Source organism: Streptomyces sp. NPDC086549 (assembly GCF_044746205.1).
In the GTDB taxonomy this organism is placed as follows: Bacteria; Actinomycetota; Actinomycetes; order Streptomycetales; family Streptomycetaceae; genus Streptomyces.
The window spans coordinates 13719-28949 of the sequence record NZ_JBIVBS010000018.1 but is presented as its reverse complement, the minus strand read 5'-3'; the positions used below and the strand labels follow the sequence as shown (position 1 = coordinate 28949).

The following is a 15231-nucleotide window of genomic DNA, read 5'->3' as shown; positions in this document are numbered from 1 at the left end:
GATCTTCGTGACCGGTCAGCGCCTCTCCCCCGGCACGTTCATGACGGTGCAGACCACCCGCCACACGTCCTTGGCGTCCCAGCCGGCGTCCAGCGCCTCGTGCACCGTACGCCCGCCGAGCTCCGTCATCACGTGATCGCGCGCGAAGGTGTCGGCGTACCCCGAGCCGAAGTGTTCCACCATCCGCTGCCAGAAGACCGTCAACCGCATGACACCAGTATCCCGCCCCTGAGGGTGGGGCCTGCCGGGGACCGCTTGCCGAGACCGCTTTCCGTCCTACGGTCTGACGCATGCCCGAAACAGGAGCTTCCCCACGCCCCCCTGCGTCCGCGGCGCGTTCCCCGCTGTTCCGCGCCGGACAGTTCATCTGGCTCACCGCGCGCGTGCTGGAGCAGCGTCTCTTCGCCTTCCACTTCCTGAACGGCGGCGCCGATCCGGTGGAGACGGCGCTGGACGCGTACCGCAACGAGGACGGCGGATACGGCCACGCGCTCGAACCCGATCTGCGCGGCCCGGTGAGCCAGCCGTTGCACACCGGCCACGCGCTGCGCGTCCTGGACGCCATCGGACGGTGCGGCGGGCAGCGGGTGGAACGCGTGTGCCGCTATCTGACGTCCGTCTCCACCCTGGACGGCGCCCTGCCGGCGATCCATCCCAGCCAGCGCGGCTACCCGGCGGCCCCGTTCATCCCGATCGTGGACGACCCGCCCAGCGAGCTCCTGGCCACCGGGCCGGTGGTGGGCCTGCTGCACCGCAACGAGGTGTGGCACGCCTGGCTGTTCCGAGCCACCGACTTCTGCTGGCAGGCCGTGGAGGCCCTGGAGAAGTCCCACCCCTACGAGGTCGAGGCCGCCGTGGCCTTCCTGGACTCCGCGCCCGACCGCCCGCGCGCGAAGGCCGCCGCGGACCGACTGGGCCGCCTGGTCCGCGAGCACCGGCTCGCGGCGCTGGATCCGGAACTCCTCGAGAAGTACCCGGTCGCGCCCGGTTACGCCCCGGGCGAGCACCACTTCCCGCACGACTTCGCCAGGACACCGCAGTCCCTCGCGCGCGCGTGGTTCACGGACGACGAGATGGCGCGCTCCCTGGACTTCCTCGCCGCGGAACAGCAGGAGGACGGGGGGTGGCCCGTCCGCTGGCGTCAGTGGGCGCCCGGCACGGCCCTGGAGGCCCGCCCCATGGTGACGATCGAGGCCCTGCGCACGCTCGGGGCGTACGGCCGGTTCGTGGGCTGAGCCGGGGCGCCGTCATCCTCCGACGGCCCGCACTGCCGCCGTCACCAGCACGGCCGCCGCGACGACGAGCAGGAACGGGGCGCGCAGCACCAGCGCCACGGCGGCGGCCGTGAGCCCCGCTGCCCGGGCGTCCAGCACGAGCGCGTGCCCGTCGGCGAACGTCTGCTGGGCCGTGAGGGCGGCGAGGAGGGCGACGGGCAGCAGGGCGGCGAGCCGTTTGACCAGCGGCCGCTCCAGGGCGCCCGCGGGCACGAGCAGTCCGGCGAGCTTGACGGCGTAGCAGCCGAGGGCGGTCGCACCGATCGCGATCCAGGTGTTCAACGGTCTTCCCCTGGTACGTCGTCGGGTACGGCTGGTACGTCGTCGGGTGCATCGTGTCGGGTACGGCCTCTGCGACGGCCCTCCGCCCACAGCGCGAGCGGCGCCGCGAGCGCGGCCACCAGAACGGGCACGCCGGCAGGCAGGACAGGCAGCAGGCCGAGTCCGAGCAGCACCGCCAGGCCCGCGACAGCGCGCTCGGTGGTGGTCTTCACCATGGGGGCGAGCAGCGCCAGGAACACAGCGGGTCCGGCCGCGTCGAGACCCCACGCCTCGGTGTCGCCGATGGCCTTGGCTCCCAGGGCGCCGAGCAGCGTGGTGAGGTTCCACAGCAGGTACAGGCAGAGCCCTGTGACGGTGAAGCCGATCCGCACCGCGCGCCGGGTCGGCTGCGCCAGCGCCACGGCCGTCGTCTCGTCGATCACCCACTGGGCGGCCAACGGCCGCACCGCGCGCGGGAGCGCGAGCAACTGTGAAAGACGCAGCCCGTAGAACGCGTTGCGCACGCCGAGGAAGAAGGCACCCGCGGCCGCCGTGAGCGGGCTGCCCCCGGCGGCCAGCGCCCCCACCAGGGCGAACTGCGAGGCTCCGGTGAACACCAGGAGGCTGAGCGCACAGGTCTGCAGCAGGCTCAGCCCGCTGCCGGCCGAGGTCACCCCGAAGGCGAACCCGGACAGTCCTACGGCGACCCCGACCCCGAGGGCGTCCCGTACGACGGCGGCGTCCGGTTTCCCTCCGTCGTCGGCGCGTATGTCTGCGAGAGCTGTCTGTTCTGCCACGCGTCGGACGCTACGGCCGGTCGCCGCTTCGGGTCTTGTACGTTCTTGCGCTCGCGCTGGTAGGCCCCTGGAGGCACGCCGACGATCCGGGCGAAGTGCCGGTTGAGGTGGGGCTGGTCGGTGAACCCGACGGCGACGGCCGCCTCCGCGGGCGTGGTCCCGGTGTCCAGCAGGCGCCGTGCCCGGCGCACGCGGGCGTCGGTCAGCCAGGTGTGGGGCGGCATGCCGTAGGCGTGACGGAACGCCCGCAGCAGCGCGAAGGGGCTGGTCCCCAGGTCGGCGGCCAGCCGCTCCAGCGTGGGAGGCTCCGTCATGCGCTCCTCCAGCACGGCACGCGCGCGTGCCGCGACACGGGTCCCGGCGGTGCGCACCACGCGGCGCGGCAGCGGCCCGCCGTTGAGCCGCAGCAGTCTGGTCACGGCCACCCGCAACAGCGTGTCGGCGGCGAGCGCGTTGCCCTCGTCGGCGGCACGCAGCACCTGGTGCACCAGGCCGACGGTGTACGGATCGTCGAGCATGGGACTGACGAAGCCGGGGGTGCCGCGGATCGTGGTGGTCTCGGCCGCGATGGCTCCCACCACCTCGGGCGACGGGTAGACCGCCCCGTAACGCCACCCCTCCGGAACGCCCGCCCGACCGGTGTGCGGGGTGTCCGGATTGACCAGTGCGAGCGCTCCCGCACCCACGTGGACATCGGTCCCGCGGTGGTGGAAGACCTCCACGCCGTCGGCGATGGCGGCTATCACGAAGTTCTCGTGGGTGTGCCGGACGAAGGTTTTGCGGATGTACCGGGCCCGCAACAGGTCGACGCCGGGCAGCTCGTCGTACCGCCAGTGCCGCGCCAGCTCACCCGAACCCGCCATGAGGTCATTCTCCCCCACACCGGCTGACCCACCGCTGCTACCACCGTGCGCTCCCGCCGGGGTCGCCCGAGTTTTCGCAGGTCAGCGGGATTGTCAGTGCTCGGGTGCAGGATGGACGCATGGTCAGCTCCGCACACCGAGCCCTCGACGGCTTCTCCCCCGCGACCCGCGGCTGGTTCACGGGGGCCTTTTCCGCGCCCACCGCGGCCCAGGCGGGCGCGTGGCAGGCCATCGGGGAGGGCTCGGACGTGCTGGTGGTGGCCCCGACCGGATCCGGCAAGACGCTGGCCGCGTTCCTCGCCGCGCTGGACCAGCTCGCCTCGACGCCCCCGCCGGCCGACCCGAAGAAGCGCTGCCGGGTTCTGTACGTGTCACCGCTGAAGGCCCTCGCCGTCGACGTCGAGCGCAACCTGCGCAGCCCCCTGACCGGCATCCGCCAGGAGTCCGTGCGCCTGGACCTGCCCGAGCCCGAGATCAAGGTGGGCATCCGCTCCGGCGACACCCCGGCCGCCGAGCGCCGCGCCCTGTCCACCCGCCCGCCGGACATCCTGATCACCACCCCGGAGTCCCTGTTCCTGATGCTGACGTCGGCCACGCGCGACGCGCTGACCGGCGTGGAGACAGTGATCCTGGACGAGGTGCACGCGGTCGCGGGCACCAAGCGCGGCGCGCATCTGGCGCTCTCCCTGGAGCGGCTGGACGAGCTGCTGCCCAGGCCCGCCCGCCGCATCGGGCTGTCCGCGACGGTCCGCCCGGTGGACGAAGTGGCCCGCTATCTCTCGCCCCGCCGCAAGGTGGAGATCGTCCAGCCGCGGTCCGGCAAGGAGTTCGATCTCTCCGTCGTCGTCCCGGTCGAGGATCTGGGCGAGCTGGGCGGCTCCCCGGTCTCCGACGGCCAGGAGGGGGCCGAACGGCCGTCGATCTGGCCGCACGTCGAGGAACGGATCACGGACCTGGTCCAGGCCCACCGCTCGACGATCGTGTTCGCCAACTCGCGCCGCCTCGCGGAGCGGCTGTGCAACCGGCTCAACGAGATCGCCTACGAGCGCGCGACCGGACAGCCCCTGGACGAGCACCACGCCCCCGCCCAGCTGATGGGCGGCTCGGGCGCGGCCCAGGGCGCGCCGCCGGTCATCGCCCGCGCCCACCACGGCTCGGTCTCCAAGGAGCAGCGTGCCCTGGTCGAGGAGGACCTGAAGGCCGGCCGCCTGCCCGCCGTGGTGGCCACTTCCAGCCTGGAGCTGGGCATCGACATGGGGGCGGTGGACCTGGTCGTCCAGGTGGAGTCGCCGCCGTCGGTGGCTTCCGGTCTGCAGCGCGTCGGCCGCGCGGGGCACCAGGTGGGGGCGGTCTCCACCGGGGTGGTCTTCCCGAAGTACCGGGGCGACCTCGTCCAGGCCGCCGTGGTCACCGAGCGGATGCGCTCCGGCTCCATCGAGTCCCTGAGGGTCCCCGCCAACCCTCTGGACGTCCTCGCGCAGCAGCTCGTCGCGATGACAGCGCTGGACACCTGGCAGTTCGACGACCTGCTCGCCGCGGTCCGCCGTGCCGCGCCCTTCGCCTCGCTCCCCGAGTCGGCGTTCACGGCGGTCCTCGACATGCTCGCCGGCCGCTACCCGTCCGACGCGTTCGCGGAGCTGCGCCCGCGTGTGGTGTGGGACCGCGTGGCCGGGACGATCACCGGCCGCCCGGGCGCGCAACGCCTCGCCGTCACCTCCGGCGGCACGATTCCCGACCGGGGTCTGTTCGGGGTCTTCCTGGCCGGGGCGGATCCCAAGAAGGGCGGCGGCCGGGTCGGCGAGCTCGACGAGGAGATGGTCTACGAGTCCCGGGTCGGTGACGTGTTCACCCTCGGCACGAGCTCCTGGCGCATCGAGGACATCACGCGCGACCGTGTCCTGGTCTCCCCGGCCCCCGGAGTGCCCGGCCGGCTCCCCTTCTGGAAGGGCGACCAGCTGGGCCGCCCGCTCGAACTGGGCCGCGCGGTGGGCGCGTTCCTGCGCGAGGTCGGCTCGCTGCCCAAGGACGACGCCCGCCTGCGTCTCCTCGCCGCGGGCCTGGACGCCTGGGCCGCGGACAACGTCCTGTCCTACCTCGACGAGCAGCGCGAGGCCTGCGGTCACGTCCCGGACGACCGGACGATCGTCGTGGAGCGCTTCCGCGACGAACTCGGCGACTGGCGGGTGGTCGTGCACTCCCCGTTCGGTGCCCAGGTCCACGCCCCGTGGGCGCTCGCCCTCGGCGCCCGCCTCTCCGAGCGGTACGGCATGGACGCGCAGGTCATGCACGCCGACGACGGCATCGTGCTGCGGCTGCCCGACGCCGATCTGATGGGCCTGGACCTGCTCGACCAGGAGCCGCGGAAGGCCGGCACCCCCTTCCACACGGCGGTCGACGCCGACCAGGCTCCGGTCGGCGCGGCGGACGTCGCCTTCGACAAGGGCGAGGTCGACCAGATCGTCACCGACCAGGTCGGCGGCTCGGCCCTGTTCGCGTCCCGGTTCCGCGAGTGCGCCGCGCGTGCGCTGCTGCTGCCGCGCCGCAACCCCGGAAAGCGCACGCCGCTGTGGCAGCAGCGCCAGCGCGCGGCCCAGCTGCTCCAGGTGGCCAGCGAGTTCGGCTCCTTCCCGATCGTGCTGGAGGCGGTGCGCGAGTGCCTCCAGGACGTCTTCGACCTCCCCGGCCTCGTCGAGCTGATGGGCGACATCGAGTCCCGCAAGGTGCGCCTGGTCGAGGTCACCACCCCCGAGCCGTCCCCCTTCGCGCGCTCCCTCCTCTTCGGGTACGTGGCCCAGTTCCTGTACGAGGGGGATTCTCCCCTCGCCGAGCGCCGTGCCGCGGCGCTCTCCCTGGACTCGCGGCTGCTGGCCGAACTGCTGGGCCAGGCGGAGCTGCGCGAGCTGCTGGACGCGGAGGTGCTGACCGAGCTGGAGCAGGAGCTCCAGTGGCTCACCGAGGACCGTCGCGTCAAGGACTCTGAAGGCGTCGCCGACCTGCTGCGGCTGCTGGGCCCGCTCACGGAGGCCGAGCTGGCCGAGCGGGGTGCCGAGCCGCAGTGGGCCCGGGAGCTGGCCGGAGCCCGCCGTGCCATTCGCGTGCGGATCGCCGGCGCCGACCACTGGGCGGCGATCGAGGACGCGGGCCGCCTGCGCGACGCCCTTGGCACGGCGCTCCCGGTCGGCGTCCCGGAAGCCTTCACCGAGCCGGTCAAGGACCCGCTCGGCGACCTTCTCGCCCGCTACGCGCGCACCCACGGCCCGTTCACGTCGGCCACGGCGGCGGCCCGCTTCGGCCTGGGCGTGGCGGTCACCGAGGGGGCCCTGCAGCGGCTCGCCGCGGGCGGCCGTGTCGTACAGGGCGAGTTCCACCCGGCGGGGATCGGCCAGGAGTGGTGCGACGCGGCGGTACTGCGCCGGCTCCGCCGGCGCTCGCTGGCCGCGCTGCGGCACGAACTGGAGCCGGTGCCGTCGGCCGCGCTGGCGCAGTTCCTGCCGCAGTGGCAGCACATCGGCAAGGGCCACGGTCTGCGCGGCATCGACGGACTGGTGCGAGCCGTCGAGCAGTTGCAGGGCGCGTCCGTGCCCGCGTCGGCGCTGGAGAAGCTGGTCCTGCCGTCGCGCGTCGCGAACTACACACCGGCGCTGCTCGACGAGCTCACCGCCGCCGGCGAGGTGGTGTGGGCCGGGGCGGGCGCGCTGCCCGGCAAGGACGGCTGGGTCTCCCTCTACCTGGCGGACGCTGCCCCGCTGCTCCTGCCGCCGCCCCATCCGCTGGAGCTGACCGCGCTGCACCAGTCCGTGCTGGACGCCCTGTCCGGCGGCTACGGCCTGTTCTTCCGTCAGATCGCCGACCAGGTACGGGCCACCACGCACCCGGACGCCACCGACCCGCAACTGGCCGACGCCGTCTGGGACCTGGCCTGGTCGGGCAGGCTCACGAACGACACCCTCGCCCCGATGCGCTCCCTGCTGGGCTCCGGCCGCACCGCGGGCTCCACGGCCCATCGTGCCAAGCGCACGGTCCCGCGCGGGCGCTACGGTTCCCTGACGGCGGCCGCCCGCCCGGCCTCCCGCACCGGCCCGCCGACCGTCGCGGGCCGCTGGTCCCTGCTCCCCCAGCACGAACCGGACCTCACCGTGCGCGCCCACGCCCTGGCCCGCACGCTCCTGGACCGGCACGGTGTGGTCACCCGGGGAGCCGTCGCCGCGGAGGGCGTCGAGGGCGGCTTCTCCGCCGTGTACCGGATCCTGTCCGCCTTCGAGGAGAGCGGCCAGGCGCGGCGGGGCTACGTCGTGGAGGGGCTCGGGGCCGCCCAGTTCGCGATGGACGGGGCCGTGGACCGCCTGCGCGCGGTGGCGAACGCCCGCGAGCGGGGTGAGGGCCTGCCCGGTACGGGCTTCGGGAACGGCGGCGGCGCGGGAGTCGTCCCAGCCACCGGCATCGCCTTCCCCTCCCCCTTCGACCAGACAGGCACCGGATTCGACCTCGCCGGCCTTGAGGGCCTCGACGGCGACCTCGACTGGCCGAGCGACGATCGCACCGCACCGGGCGACTACATCTCCCCCCGAGACTTCGCCTCGCCGGGTTACGGCGGCCCGCGAGGCGGCCCTGCCGCCCCTCACGGCTACGGCGACAGCCGTACCCGTACGCCCTCCGCGGACACCCGAGCCGTCGTCCTCGCCGCGGCCGACCCGGCGAACGCCTACGGAGCCGCCCTGCCCTGGCCCGAGCCGCCGACCGGCGCCGGGCACAAGCCGGGCCGCAAGGCGGGCTCGCTGGTGGTGCTGGTGGACGGCGAGCTGACGCTCTACATGGAGCGCGGCGGCAAGACTCTGCTGGCCTGGTTCTCCGCCCCGGACACCACGGCCACCGACGATCCCCGTCTGCAGGCCGCCGCGGACGCCCTGGCGGCGGCCGCCCGCGCGGGCACCCTCGGCACGGTCACCGTGGAGCGCGTCAACGGAGCCTCGGCCCTGACCTCCCCCATCGGCACCCTCCTGGAAGGAGCGGGCTTCATCGCGACCCCACGCGGCCTGCGGCTCAGAGCATGATCGGCGGGGGCAACAGCAGGACGACCGGCATGTCACCCTTGACCCATGCCCGAGGGTGACACGGTGTGGCAGACCGCGAGACGGCTGCACGACGCGCTCGCGGGCAAGGTGCTGACCCGCAGCGACCTGCGGGTGCCCAGGTACGCCACGGTCGACCTCACCGGCCGTACGGTCCTGGACGTCACCCCGCACGGCAAGCACCTGCTCACCCGCGTCGAGGGCGGACTGACGCTGCACTCGCACCTGAGGATGGACGGCTCCTGGAAGGTCTACGACAGCGGCCGGCGCTGGAGCGGCGGCCCGGCCCACCAGATCCGCGCGATCCTCGGCAACGAGGACCGCACCGCGGTCGGGTACCGCCTCCCCGTCCTCGATCTCCTGCGCACCACCGAGGAGTCCCGCGCCGTGGGCCACCTCGGCCCCGACCTCCTGGGCCCCGACTGGGATCCCGACCAAGCCCTGGCCAACCTCCTCGCCGACCCCGGCCGCCCCCTCGGCGAGGCCCTGCTCGACCAGCGCAACCTCGCCGGCATCGGCAACATCTACAAGTGCGAGCTCTGCTTCCTGCTCGGCGCCACCCCCTGGCTCCCGGTGGGCGCGCTGCCCGCCGACCGGGCCGCCAAGCTGCCCGCGCTCGCCAAGAAACTCCTGGAGGCCAACCGCGACCGCCCGGTGCGCAGCACCACGGGCCACCGCGGCCAGGACCTCTTCGTGTACGGTCGCGCGCCCCGCCCCTGCCTGCGCTGCCGCACTCCGGTCCGTGCGGCCGACCAGGGCGACGGCTCCCGGGAACGCCCGACGTACTGGTGCCCGGCCTGCCAGCGGGGTCCCGCCCCGGCACCGGGTTCCCCGCAGGAGCGTCGATTCCGGCCCCGCACGACTGATTGACGGTCCGCCAGAAACGCTCGTACGGTCCCTTCATGTCCGTCAAGGTGTACGACCTCACCGGACGCACCGCGTTCGTCACCGGCGCCGCCGGCGGTATCGGCCGGGCCTCGGCCGTCCTGCTCGCCGAGGCGGGTGCGACCGTGCACTGCGCCGACCGGGACGCGGACGGCCTGCACGGGACGGCCGCCCTGATCAAGGACCGGGGAGGCAGCGCCCGCACCCACCTCCTCGACGTCACCGACCGGGAGCGGCTCGCGCAGGCCGTCCGGTCCTGCGAGCGCCTGGACGTGATGGCGGCGATCGCCGGAATCATGCACAGCAGCCCGGTCCTGGAGACCCGGGACGAGGATCTCGACCGGGTGCTGAACGTCAACTTCAAGGGCGTTCTGTACGCCTGCCAGGAGGCGGTCCGGCTGATGCTCGCGCACGCCATCGCGGGCAGCATCGTCACCATGGCCTCGGGCGCCGTCGACACCGGCGGACCGGGACTGCTCTGCTACGGCGCGGCGAAGGCTGCCGTGGTCCAGTTGACGAAGACCCTCGCGAACGAGGTCGGCCGGCACGGTATACGCGTCAACGCGGTCGCCCCGGGCTGGGTCCGCACGCCCATGACCGACCGTCACGACCGCGCGGCCCAGACGCACATCGAGGCACGGATGGCCCGGTTGTCACCGCTCGGACGGGTCGGCGAACCGGACGATGTCGCGCATGCCGTGCTGTATCTGGCGTCCGACGCCTCATCGTTCACGACTGGTCAGATCCTGCGCCCGAACGGGGGTGTGGCGATGCCGTGGTAACGGTCGCGGCGCTTCCCGCCCGCCAGGCGACCCCCCACTGGCCCGTAGCCACGGCCCTCACCGCCCGCGCCTTCGGCACACAGTGCACCGGCAGGAGGCTCAGCCCCCACCCCCCGGCCACCACGGCGCTCTCCAGCACCCCCGTGTCCGCCCCCGCTGCGATCCGCAGGACGGCGCACCACCACGCCGCCGCGAGCCCCAGAGCAGCCCCCCGCCGCACTATCCGCCCCACCATGGCCAGCCACCTCCAGCCGGACGCTAGAACGCCGTCTCACGTTCCGGGGAGGCGCACCAACGGCTCACCGATGCAACGCCGGACCGCAGAACAGCGGGTGGGCGTACGGCAGTCGTCGCCCAGGGTCACCCTCACGCGTTCTCCGCCTGGAACATCCAGTGGTGCTTCTCGAGATCCGCCGTGATCGTGATGAAGATGTCCTGGGACACGGGATCCGGCTCCGCGGTCGCCGCCACCCGCTCCCGCATCCGCGTGATCACCCGCCCGAGGGCATCCACGAGCGTCCCCACCGCGTCCGTGTCCTTGATCCAGCCGGCCGGTGTCGACCCGATGCCGCTGCTCGCGGCCACCGTCGCCGCGCGCCCGTCGGGCGGGACGCCCAGCGCCGACGACCGCTCCGCCACCGTGTCGGAGTGGATCCGCGCGGTGGCGACCACCTCGTCCAGCTGGAGGTGGATGGACCTGAAGCGGGGGCCGACGATGTTCCAGTGGACCTGTTTGGCGACCAGTGACAGGTCCAGGAGGTCGACGAGCGCGCCCTGCAGCGCCTCGGACACGGTCTTCCGGTCCGCGTCGGACAACGGGCTCTTCACGACGTACATGCGCATCCTCCGTTGGCTCTGCGCCGCCACGTCCCTCCACCATGACCGTCTCGTCGCATACCGGCAAATGGACGCAAACCGGATCATCGGCGGGTGTGAGCGGGCATATGAAAGCCCCGGCCTGCTCCCCGGGTCCCTCCGGAGAAGCCCCGGCCGGGGCCTCACACGTGTTGCGTCACAGAGCCACGCGCGTGAACATCACGCGGCGACCACGTCCACCGCTTCGGCAGGCGCCTTGATGGTCACCCGCTCCGGCGGCACACCGGTCACCGAGACGGAACCCAGCATCGGGCGAACCGACGTGGGCACGGACTCGGTGGCCGCGGCGGACTGGGCCAGCTCGGCGAGGGCGAGCTCGTCGCTCACTTCCCGCATGAGCTCGGACATCCGTACGTCAAGCGCGTCGCAGATGGCGGAGAGCAGCTCGGAGGAAGCCTCCTTCTGCCCCCGCTCCACCTCGGAGAGATAGCCGAGTGAGACTCGGGCGGACGAGGAGACTTCGCGCAGAGTACGGCCCTGGCGTTGGCGCTGCCGACGCAGCACGTCACCAAGCAGGCGACGGAGCAGAATCATCGGTGGCTCCCTCCTCGGACCGCGTAGCCGCATCCTTCACGCCCCACCGTACCGCCTTGCGCCGCGGCCGTGCGGGGAGCGATGTCGTGTTCACTCAGGGCTGCAAACATCAAAACCCCCCGTTCTGTTCCGTATCCTGTGCCCGCTCATTCCCGGTCTGTTCGCCCGCAAGCTCCCTCAGAAGCAGTGCGAGTACGCTCCGTACACTCTCCATACGAATTTCCGCGCGGTCGCCGTTCAACCGCAGACCCTCGACTTTTCCGCCACCGGCGGAACCGGAATCCGCCCCAAAGGGGCCGTCGACGGCTACGAACACCGTCCCGACGGGCTTGCCGTCCTGCGGCTCGGGACCGGCCACACCGGTCGTCGCGAGGCCCCAGTCGGCACCCAGCGCCTTCCGCACTCCGGCCGCCATCTGGGCCGCGACCTGCGGATCCACCGCTCCGGACTGCGCCAGCAGAGTGGCGTCGACACCCAGCAGCTCGTGCTTCAGTTCGGTGGCGTAGGCGGTGACCGAGCCCCTGAAGACCTTGGAGGCCCCGGGGACCGTTGTGATCTCCGCCGCGACCAGGCCACCGGTGAGCGACTCGGCGACGGCGAGCGTCTCACCCCTCACCGTCAGTAGTCGCACCAGTTCGGCGGCCCTGGAATTCACCCTTCCGACTCCTCCAACGCGGCCTTGCGCTCGGCGATTCCCTGCCTGCGCAGCACAATGGCTTGTCTCACATAGTCGAGCCCGGTCACGACGGTCAGGACGACCGCCACCGCCATCACCCAGAACCTCAGGGTCGCCAGCCACCCCGTCAACGCCAGGACGTACATCCCCACGGCCACGCCCTGGGTGAGCGTCTTGAGCTTGCCGCCGCGGCTCGCGGGAATGACGCCGTACCGGATGACCAGGAAACGTAGCAGCGTGATCCCCAGTTCCCGGCCGAGGATGACCGCCGTCACCCACCACGGCAGATCGCCCAGCGCGGAGAGGCAGATCAACGCCGCTCCCATGATCGCCTTGTCGGCGATGGGGTCGGCGATCTTCCCGAAGTCGGTGACGAGGTTGTACGTGCGCGCGATATGGCCGTCGAACAGGTCGGTGATCATGGCGACGGCGAAGGCCGCCCAGGCCAGCGCGCGCCATGCCGGGTCGTAGCCACCGTCGGCCAGCATCAGCGCCACGAAGCCGGGGACGAGGACCAGCCGGAGCATGGTCAGCAGGTTGGCCACGTTCCAGAGGCTGGCCTCGTTGACGGCCGCGGCCGCCAGCTTCCCGGCGCGCGCGGGCTTCGCTCCGCCCTGGGGGGCGGAACCCGTGCCGGAGGCAGAAGAGGCCGCGCCAGGAACGGAAGCGGAGGCGGAACCGTCGGCGGCACCGGAAGCGGCAGCGGGGCCCCTGGCGCCCTGCGCGCCGGAGGATCCGCCCGCGGCGGACGCCGGTACTCCGGTCATCTGCCCGCCTCCTCACTACACGCGTGCGAGCCCTGCAGGGGCTCGGCCACCAGGTCGACACCCTCCGTACCGACCACCTTCGCCTCGACCATACGACCGACGGTCAGGCCTTCGCCGCTCGTGAGCAGCACCTGGCCGTCCGTCTCCGGCGCCTGGTGCGCCCCACGGCCGTACACGCCCTCTTCCTCGTCGACGGACTCGACGATGACGTGCACGGTCTCGCCGACGCGCTCCTCCGACCGCTGCGAGACGAGTTCCTCGGCCAGTCGCGAGATGTGGGCCAGCCGCTCGGCGACGACGTCCTCGTCGAGCTTGTTCTCGTACGTCGCCGCTTCCGTGCCCTCCTCGTCGGAGTAGCCGAAGACACCGATGGCGTCCAGGCGCGCATGGTTCAGGAAGCGCTCCAGCTCGGCCAGATCGGCCTCGCTCTCGCCGGGGAAGCCGACGATGAAGTTCGAGCGCACGCCGGCCTGCGGGGCCTTGCCGCGGATGGTGTCGAGCAGCTCCAGGAAGCGGTCGGTGTCGCCGAAGCGGCGCATCGCGCGCAGCACGTCCGGCGCGGAGTGCTGGAAGGAGAGGTCGAAGTACGGGGCGATCTTCGGGGTGGAGGTCAGGACGTCGATCAGCCCCGGGCGCATCTCGGCCGGCTGGAGGTAGCTCACGCGCACCCGCTCGAGGCCGTCGACCTCGGCGAGCTCGGACAGCAGGGACTCCAGCAGGCGGATGTCGCCCAGGTCCTTGCCGTACGAGGTGTTGTTCTCGGAGACCAGCATGATCTCCTTGACGCCCTGCTCGGCCAGCCAGCGGGTCTCGTTCAGCACGTCGCTCGGGCGGCGGGAGATGAAGGAGCCGCGGAAGGACGGGATGGCGCAGAAGGAGCAGCGGCGGTCGCAGCCGGAGGCGAGCTTCACCGAGGCGACCGGGGCGCCGTCCAGGCGGCGGCGCAGGGGCGCGCGGGGGCCGGACTGCGGGGCCAGGCCGTCGGGCAGGTCCACCGGGGCGCCGTGCCCGGGCAGGGCCACCTCGGTCGCCGAGTCCTGGCGCTCGGCCGGGCTGATCGGCAAGAGCTTGCGGCGGTCCCGCGGGGTGTGGGCGGCGTGGATGCCGCCGCTCAGGATGGTCTGCAGGCGGTCGGAGATGTTCGTGTAGTCGTCGAAGCCGAGCACGCCGTCGGCCTCGGGGAGGGCCTCGGCCAGCTCCTTGCCGTACCGCTCGGCCATGCAGCCCACCGCCACGACGGCCTGGGTTCTGCCGTGCCCCTTGAGGTCGTTGGCCTCCAGGAGGGCGTCGACGGAGTCCTTCTTGGCGGCCTCGACGAATCCACAGGTGTTGACCACGGCGACATCGGCGTCCGAGGCGTCCTCGACGAGCTGCCAGCCGTCCGCCTCCAAACGGCCTGCGAGCTCCTCCGAGTCCACCTCGTTGCGGGCGCAGCCAAGAGTGACGAGTGCGACGGTACGGCGTTCAGGCATGGGCTCAAGACTACTTCGTCCGACTGACAGCCCACGTCGACGGGGTTGGCCGAGATTGGCCAACCCCGTGCGCACTCGACCGTTCGGACCCCTATCCGACCTCGGGATCACCCTTCGTGTACGTCAGCCGCTCCACGGCGCCCGGCTGGAAGTCGTCCTCGATCTTCTTGCCGTTGACGTAGAGCTGGATCGCACCGGCGTCGCCCAGGATGAGGTTGATCTTCGAGCTGTCCTGGAAGGTCTTGGAGTCACCCTTGTTCAGGAGCCCGTCGAAGAGCATCCGGCCGTTGTGGTCCTTGGCCGAGATCCAGCTGCGCCCGTTGGCGGCGCTCACCTGGACGGTGACCTTGTCCTGGGGAGCGGCCGCGATGGCGCTGTCCGAGGGCTCGGGCTTCTCGTCGGCGGGCTTGCTTTTCTTCGGCGTGGGCGAGGCGGACTTGCCGGACGTCGGCGTGGCGCCCTGGGCGACCTGGTCCGTGGCCCCGCTCCCGTCGTCGCCGCCCTTGAACGCGGTGAACCCGACGAAGCCCACCACGGCGACGATCGCGGCGACCATGGCCGCGGTCCAGTTCGGTCCGCGCCGCTCCGGGCGGATACGTTCCGCCTCGAACAGGGGGGCCGCAGGGGTCGGGGCGGGCCGCCCGCCGTGGTCGGCGTCGTACCGCTCGATCAGCGGGGCCGGATCGAGGCGCACGGCCTTGGCCAGGGTCCGGATGTGTCCGCGGGCGTACACGTCACCGCCACAGGGGGCGAAGTTGTCGGCCTCGATGGCGTGCACGATGGCGATGCGGACGCGAGTGGCGCTGCTGACGTCGTCGACGGTGAGCCCGGCCGCGATGCGCGCCTGCTGGAGGGCGCGGCCTACGGAGGTACGGGTTTCCTCGGACACGTCTTGGAACGGACGCTCGTCTTCAGGGGAGTTGCCGATGGACACGGGGGCGCCTTTCGAGCGTGTAGCCACCTGTGCTAGAGGTT

At 72.5% G+C, this 15231-nt stretch carries 14 protein-coding genes; 4 read left to right on the top strand and 10 right to left on the bottom strand.

Annotated elements, in window-relative coordinates:
* Positions 1–15: 15 nt before the first annotated feature.
* The gene (locus ACIPSA_RS40265) at positions 16–210 is read right to left on the bottom strand and encodes a DUF3046 domain-containing protein (RefSeq protein WP_402644315.1); all 195 of its coding nucleotides are present in this window, start codon (positions 208–210) and stop codon (positions 16–18) included.
* An 80-nt stretch (positions 211–290) separates the two neighbouring features.
* Here ACIPSA_RS40265 and ACIPSA_RS40260 point away from each other — a divergent pair, with 80 nt between their 5' ends.
* Entirely contained in the window at positions 291–1235 is a 945-nt protein-coding gene (locus ACIPSA_RS40260; RefSeq protein ID WP_402644312.1) for a hypothetical protein, read from the top strand.
* 12 nt (positions 1236–1247) lie between these two features.
* On the opposite strand, the gene ACIPSA_RS40255 is transcribed toward ACIPSA_RS40260, so the two are convergent.
* Genes ACIPSA_RS40255 through ACIPSA_RS40245 form a run of 3 tightly spaced genes read right to left on the bottom strand, consistent with a single transcriptional unit; the run spans position 1248 to position 3195 of the window.
* Positions 1248–1556, bottom strand: coding sequence for an AzlD domain-containing protein (locus tag ACIPSA_RS40255; RefSeq protein WP_402644310.1), 309 nt, complete (start codon positions 1554–1556; stop codon positions 1248–1250).
* Positions 1553–2332, bottom strand: coding sequence for an AzlC family ABC transporter permease (locus ACIPSA_RS40250; RefSeq protein WP_402644307.1), 780 nt, complete (start codon positions 2330–2332; stop codon positions 1553–1555). The genes ACIPSA_RS40255 and ACIPSA_RS40250 overlap by 4 nt, the downstream gene beginning before the upstream one ends.
* Positions 2233–3195 (bottom strand): AraC family transcriptional regulator, encoded by a 963-nt coding sequence (locus ACIPSA_RS40245; RefSeq protein WP_402644305.1) that lies wholly within the window; start codon positions 3193–3195, stop codon positions 2233–2235. The genes ACIPSA_RS40250 and ACIPSA_RS40245 overlap by 100 nt, the downstream gene beginning before the upstream one ends.
* A 119-nt stretch (positions 3196–3314) precedes the next feature.
* Here ACIPSA_RS40245 and ACIPSA_RS40240 point away from each other — a divergent pair, with 119 nt between their 5' ends.
* Genes ACIPSA_RS40240 through ACIPSA_RS40230 form a run of 3 tightly spaced genes read left to right on the top strand, consistent with a single transcriptional unit; the run spans position 3315 to position 9931 of the window.
* Complete coding sequence (locus ACIPSA_RS40240) at positions 3315–8246, top strand: ATP-dependent helicase (RefSeq protein ID WP_402644302.1); 4932 nt, start codon at positions 3315–3317, stop codon at positions 8244–8246.
* A gap of 45 nt (positions 8247–8291) precedes the next feature.
* A complete protein-coding gene (locus ACIPSA_RS40235; protein WP_402644300.1) occupies positions 8292–9134 on the top strand; it encodes a DNA-formamidopyrimidine glycosylase family protein in 843 nt (280 codons plus the stop codon).
* 32 nt (positions 9135–9166) lie between these two features.
* Complete coding sequence (locus ACIPSA_RS40230) at positions 9167–9931, top strand: SDR family NAD(P)-dependent oxidoreductase (protein ID WP_402644297.1); 765 nt, start codon at positions 9167–9169, stop codon at positions 9929–9931.
* A 366-nt stretch (positions 9932–10297) separates the two neighbouring features.
* Here ACIPSA_RS40230 and ACIPSA_RS40225 read toward each other — a convergent pair whose 3' ends face one another.
* The 6 genes from ACIPSA_RS40225 to ACIPSA_RS40200 form a co-directional block, all read right to left on the bottom strand.
* Positions 10298–10768, bottom strand: a complete 471-nt coding sequence (locus tag ACIPSA_RS40225; protein ID WP_402644294.1) for a Dps family protein — start codon at positions 10766–10768, stop codon at positions 10298–10300.
* A gap of 198 nt (positions 10769–10966) precedes the next feature.
* A complete protein-coding gene (locus tag ACIPSA_RS40220) occupies positions 10967–11341 on the bottom strand; it encodes a helix-turn-helix domain-containing protein (protein WP_164587610.1) in 375 nt (124 codons plus the stop codon).
* A 109-nt stretch (positions 11342–11450) separates the two neighbouring features.
* A complete protein-coding gene (locus tag ACIPSA_RS40215; RefSeq protein ID WP_402644291.1) occupies positions 11451–11996 on the bottom strand; it encodes a CinA family protein in 546 nt (181 codons plus the stop codon).
* Positions 11993–12784: a CDP-diacylglycerol--glycerol-3-phosphate 3-phosphatidyltransferase gene (gene pgsA / locus ACIPSA_RS40210; protein ID WP_402644289.1), complete on the bottom strand. Its 792-nt coding sequence runs from the start codon at positions 12782–12784 to the stop codon at positions 11993–11995. Before pgsA ends, ACIPSA_RS40215 begins: the two co-directional genes overlap by 4 nt.
* The gene (gene rimO, locus ACIPSA_RS40205) at positions 12781–14256 is read right to left on the bottom strand and encodes a 30S ribosomal protein S12 methylthiotransferase RimO (protein WP_402644288.1); all 1476 of its coding nucleotides are present in this window, start codon (positions 14254–14256) and stop codon (positions 12781–12783) included. Before rimO ends, pgsA begins: the two co-directional genes overlap by 4 nt.
* A gap of 91 nt (positions 14257–14347) precedes the next feature.
* The gene (locus ACIPSA_RS40200) at positions 14348–15190 is read right to left on the bottom strand and encodes a helix-turn-helix domain-containing protein (protein ID WP_402644286.1); all 843 of its coding nucleotides are present in this window, start codon (positions 15188–15190) and stop codon (positions 14348–14350) included.
* Between the last annotated feature and the right edge of the window lie 41 nt (positions 15191–15231).

Excerpts from the sequence above, each read along its gene's own strand:
- pgsA (WP_402644289.1), bottom strand. The coding sequence starts at position 12,784 with ATGACCGGAGTACCGGCGTCCGCCGCGGGCGGATCCTCCGGCGCGCAG.
- ACIPSA_RS40235 (WP_402644300.1), top strand. The coding sequence starts at position 8,292 with ATGCCCGAGGGTGACACGGTGTGGCAGACCGCGAGACGGCTGCACGAC.
- ACIPSA_RS40245 (WP_402644305.1), bottom strand. The coding sequence starts at position 3,195 with ATGGCGGGTTCGGGTGAGCTGGCGCGGCACTGGCGGTACGACGAGCTG.
- ACIPSA_RS40240 (WP_402644302.1), top strand. The coding sequence starts at position 3,315 with ATGGTCAGCTCCGCACACCGAGCCCTCGACGGCTTCTCCCCCGCGACC.
- rimO (WP_402644288.1), bottom strand. The coding sequence starts at position 14,256 with ATGCCTGAACGCCGTACCGTCGCACTCGTCACTCTTGGCTGCGCCCGC.
- ACIPSA_RS40220 (WP_164587610.1), bottom strand. The coding sequence starts at position 11,341 with ATGATTCTGCTCCGTCGCCTGCTTGGTGACGTGCTGCGTCGGCAGCGC.
- ACIPSA_RS40225 (WP_402644294.1), bottom strand. The coding sequence starts at position 10,768 with ATGTACGTCGTGAAGAGCCCGTTGTCCGACGCGGACCGGAAGACCGTG.
- ACIPSA_RS40260 (WP_402644312.1), top strand. The coding sequence starts at position 291 with ATGCCCGAAACAGGAGCTTCCCCACGCCCCCCTGCGTCCGCGGCGCGT.
- ACIPSA_RS40265 (WP_402644315.1), bottom strand. The coding sequence starts at position 210 with ATGCGGTTGACGGTCTTCTGGCAGCGGATGGTGGAACACTTCGGCTCG.
- ACIPSA_RS40230 (WP_402644297.1), top strand. The coding sequence starts at position 9,167 with ATGTCCGTCAAGGTGTACGACCTCACCGGACGCACCGCGTTCGTCACC.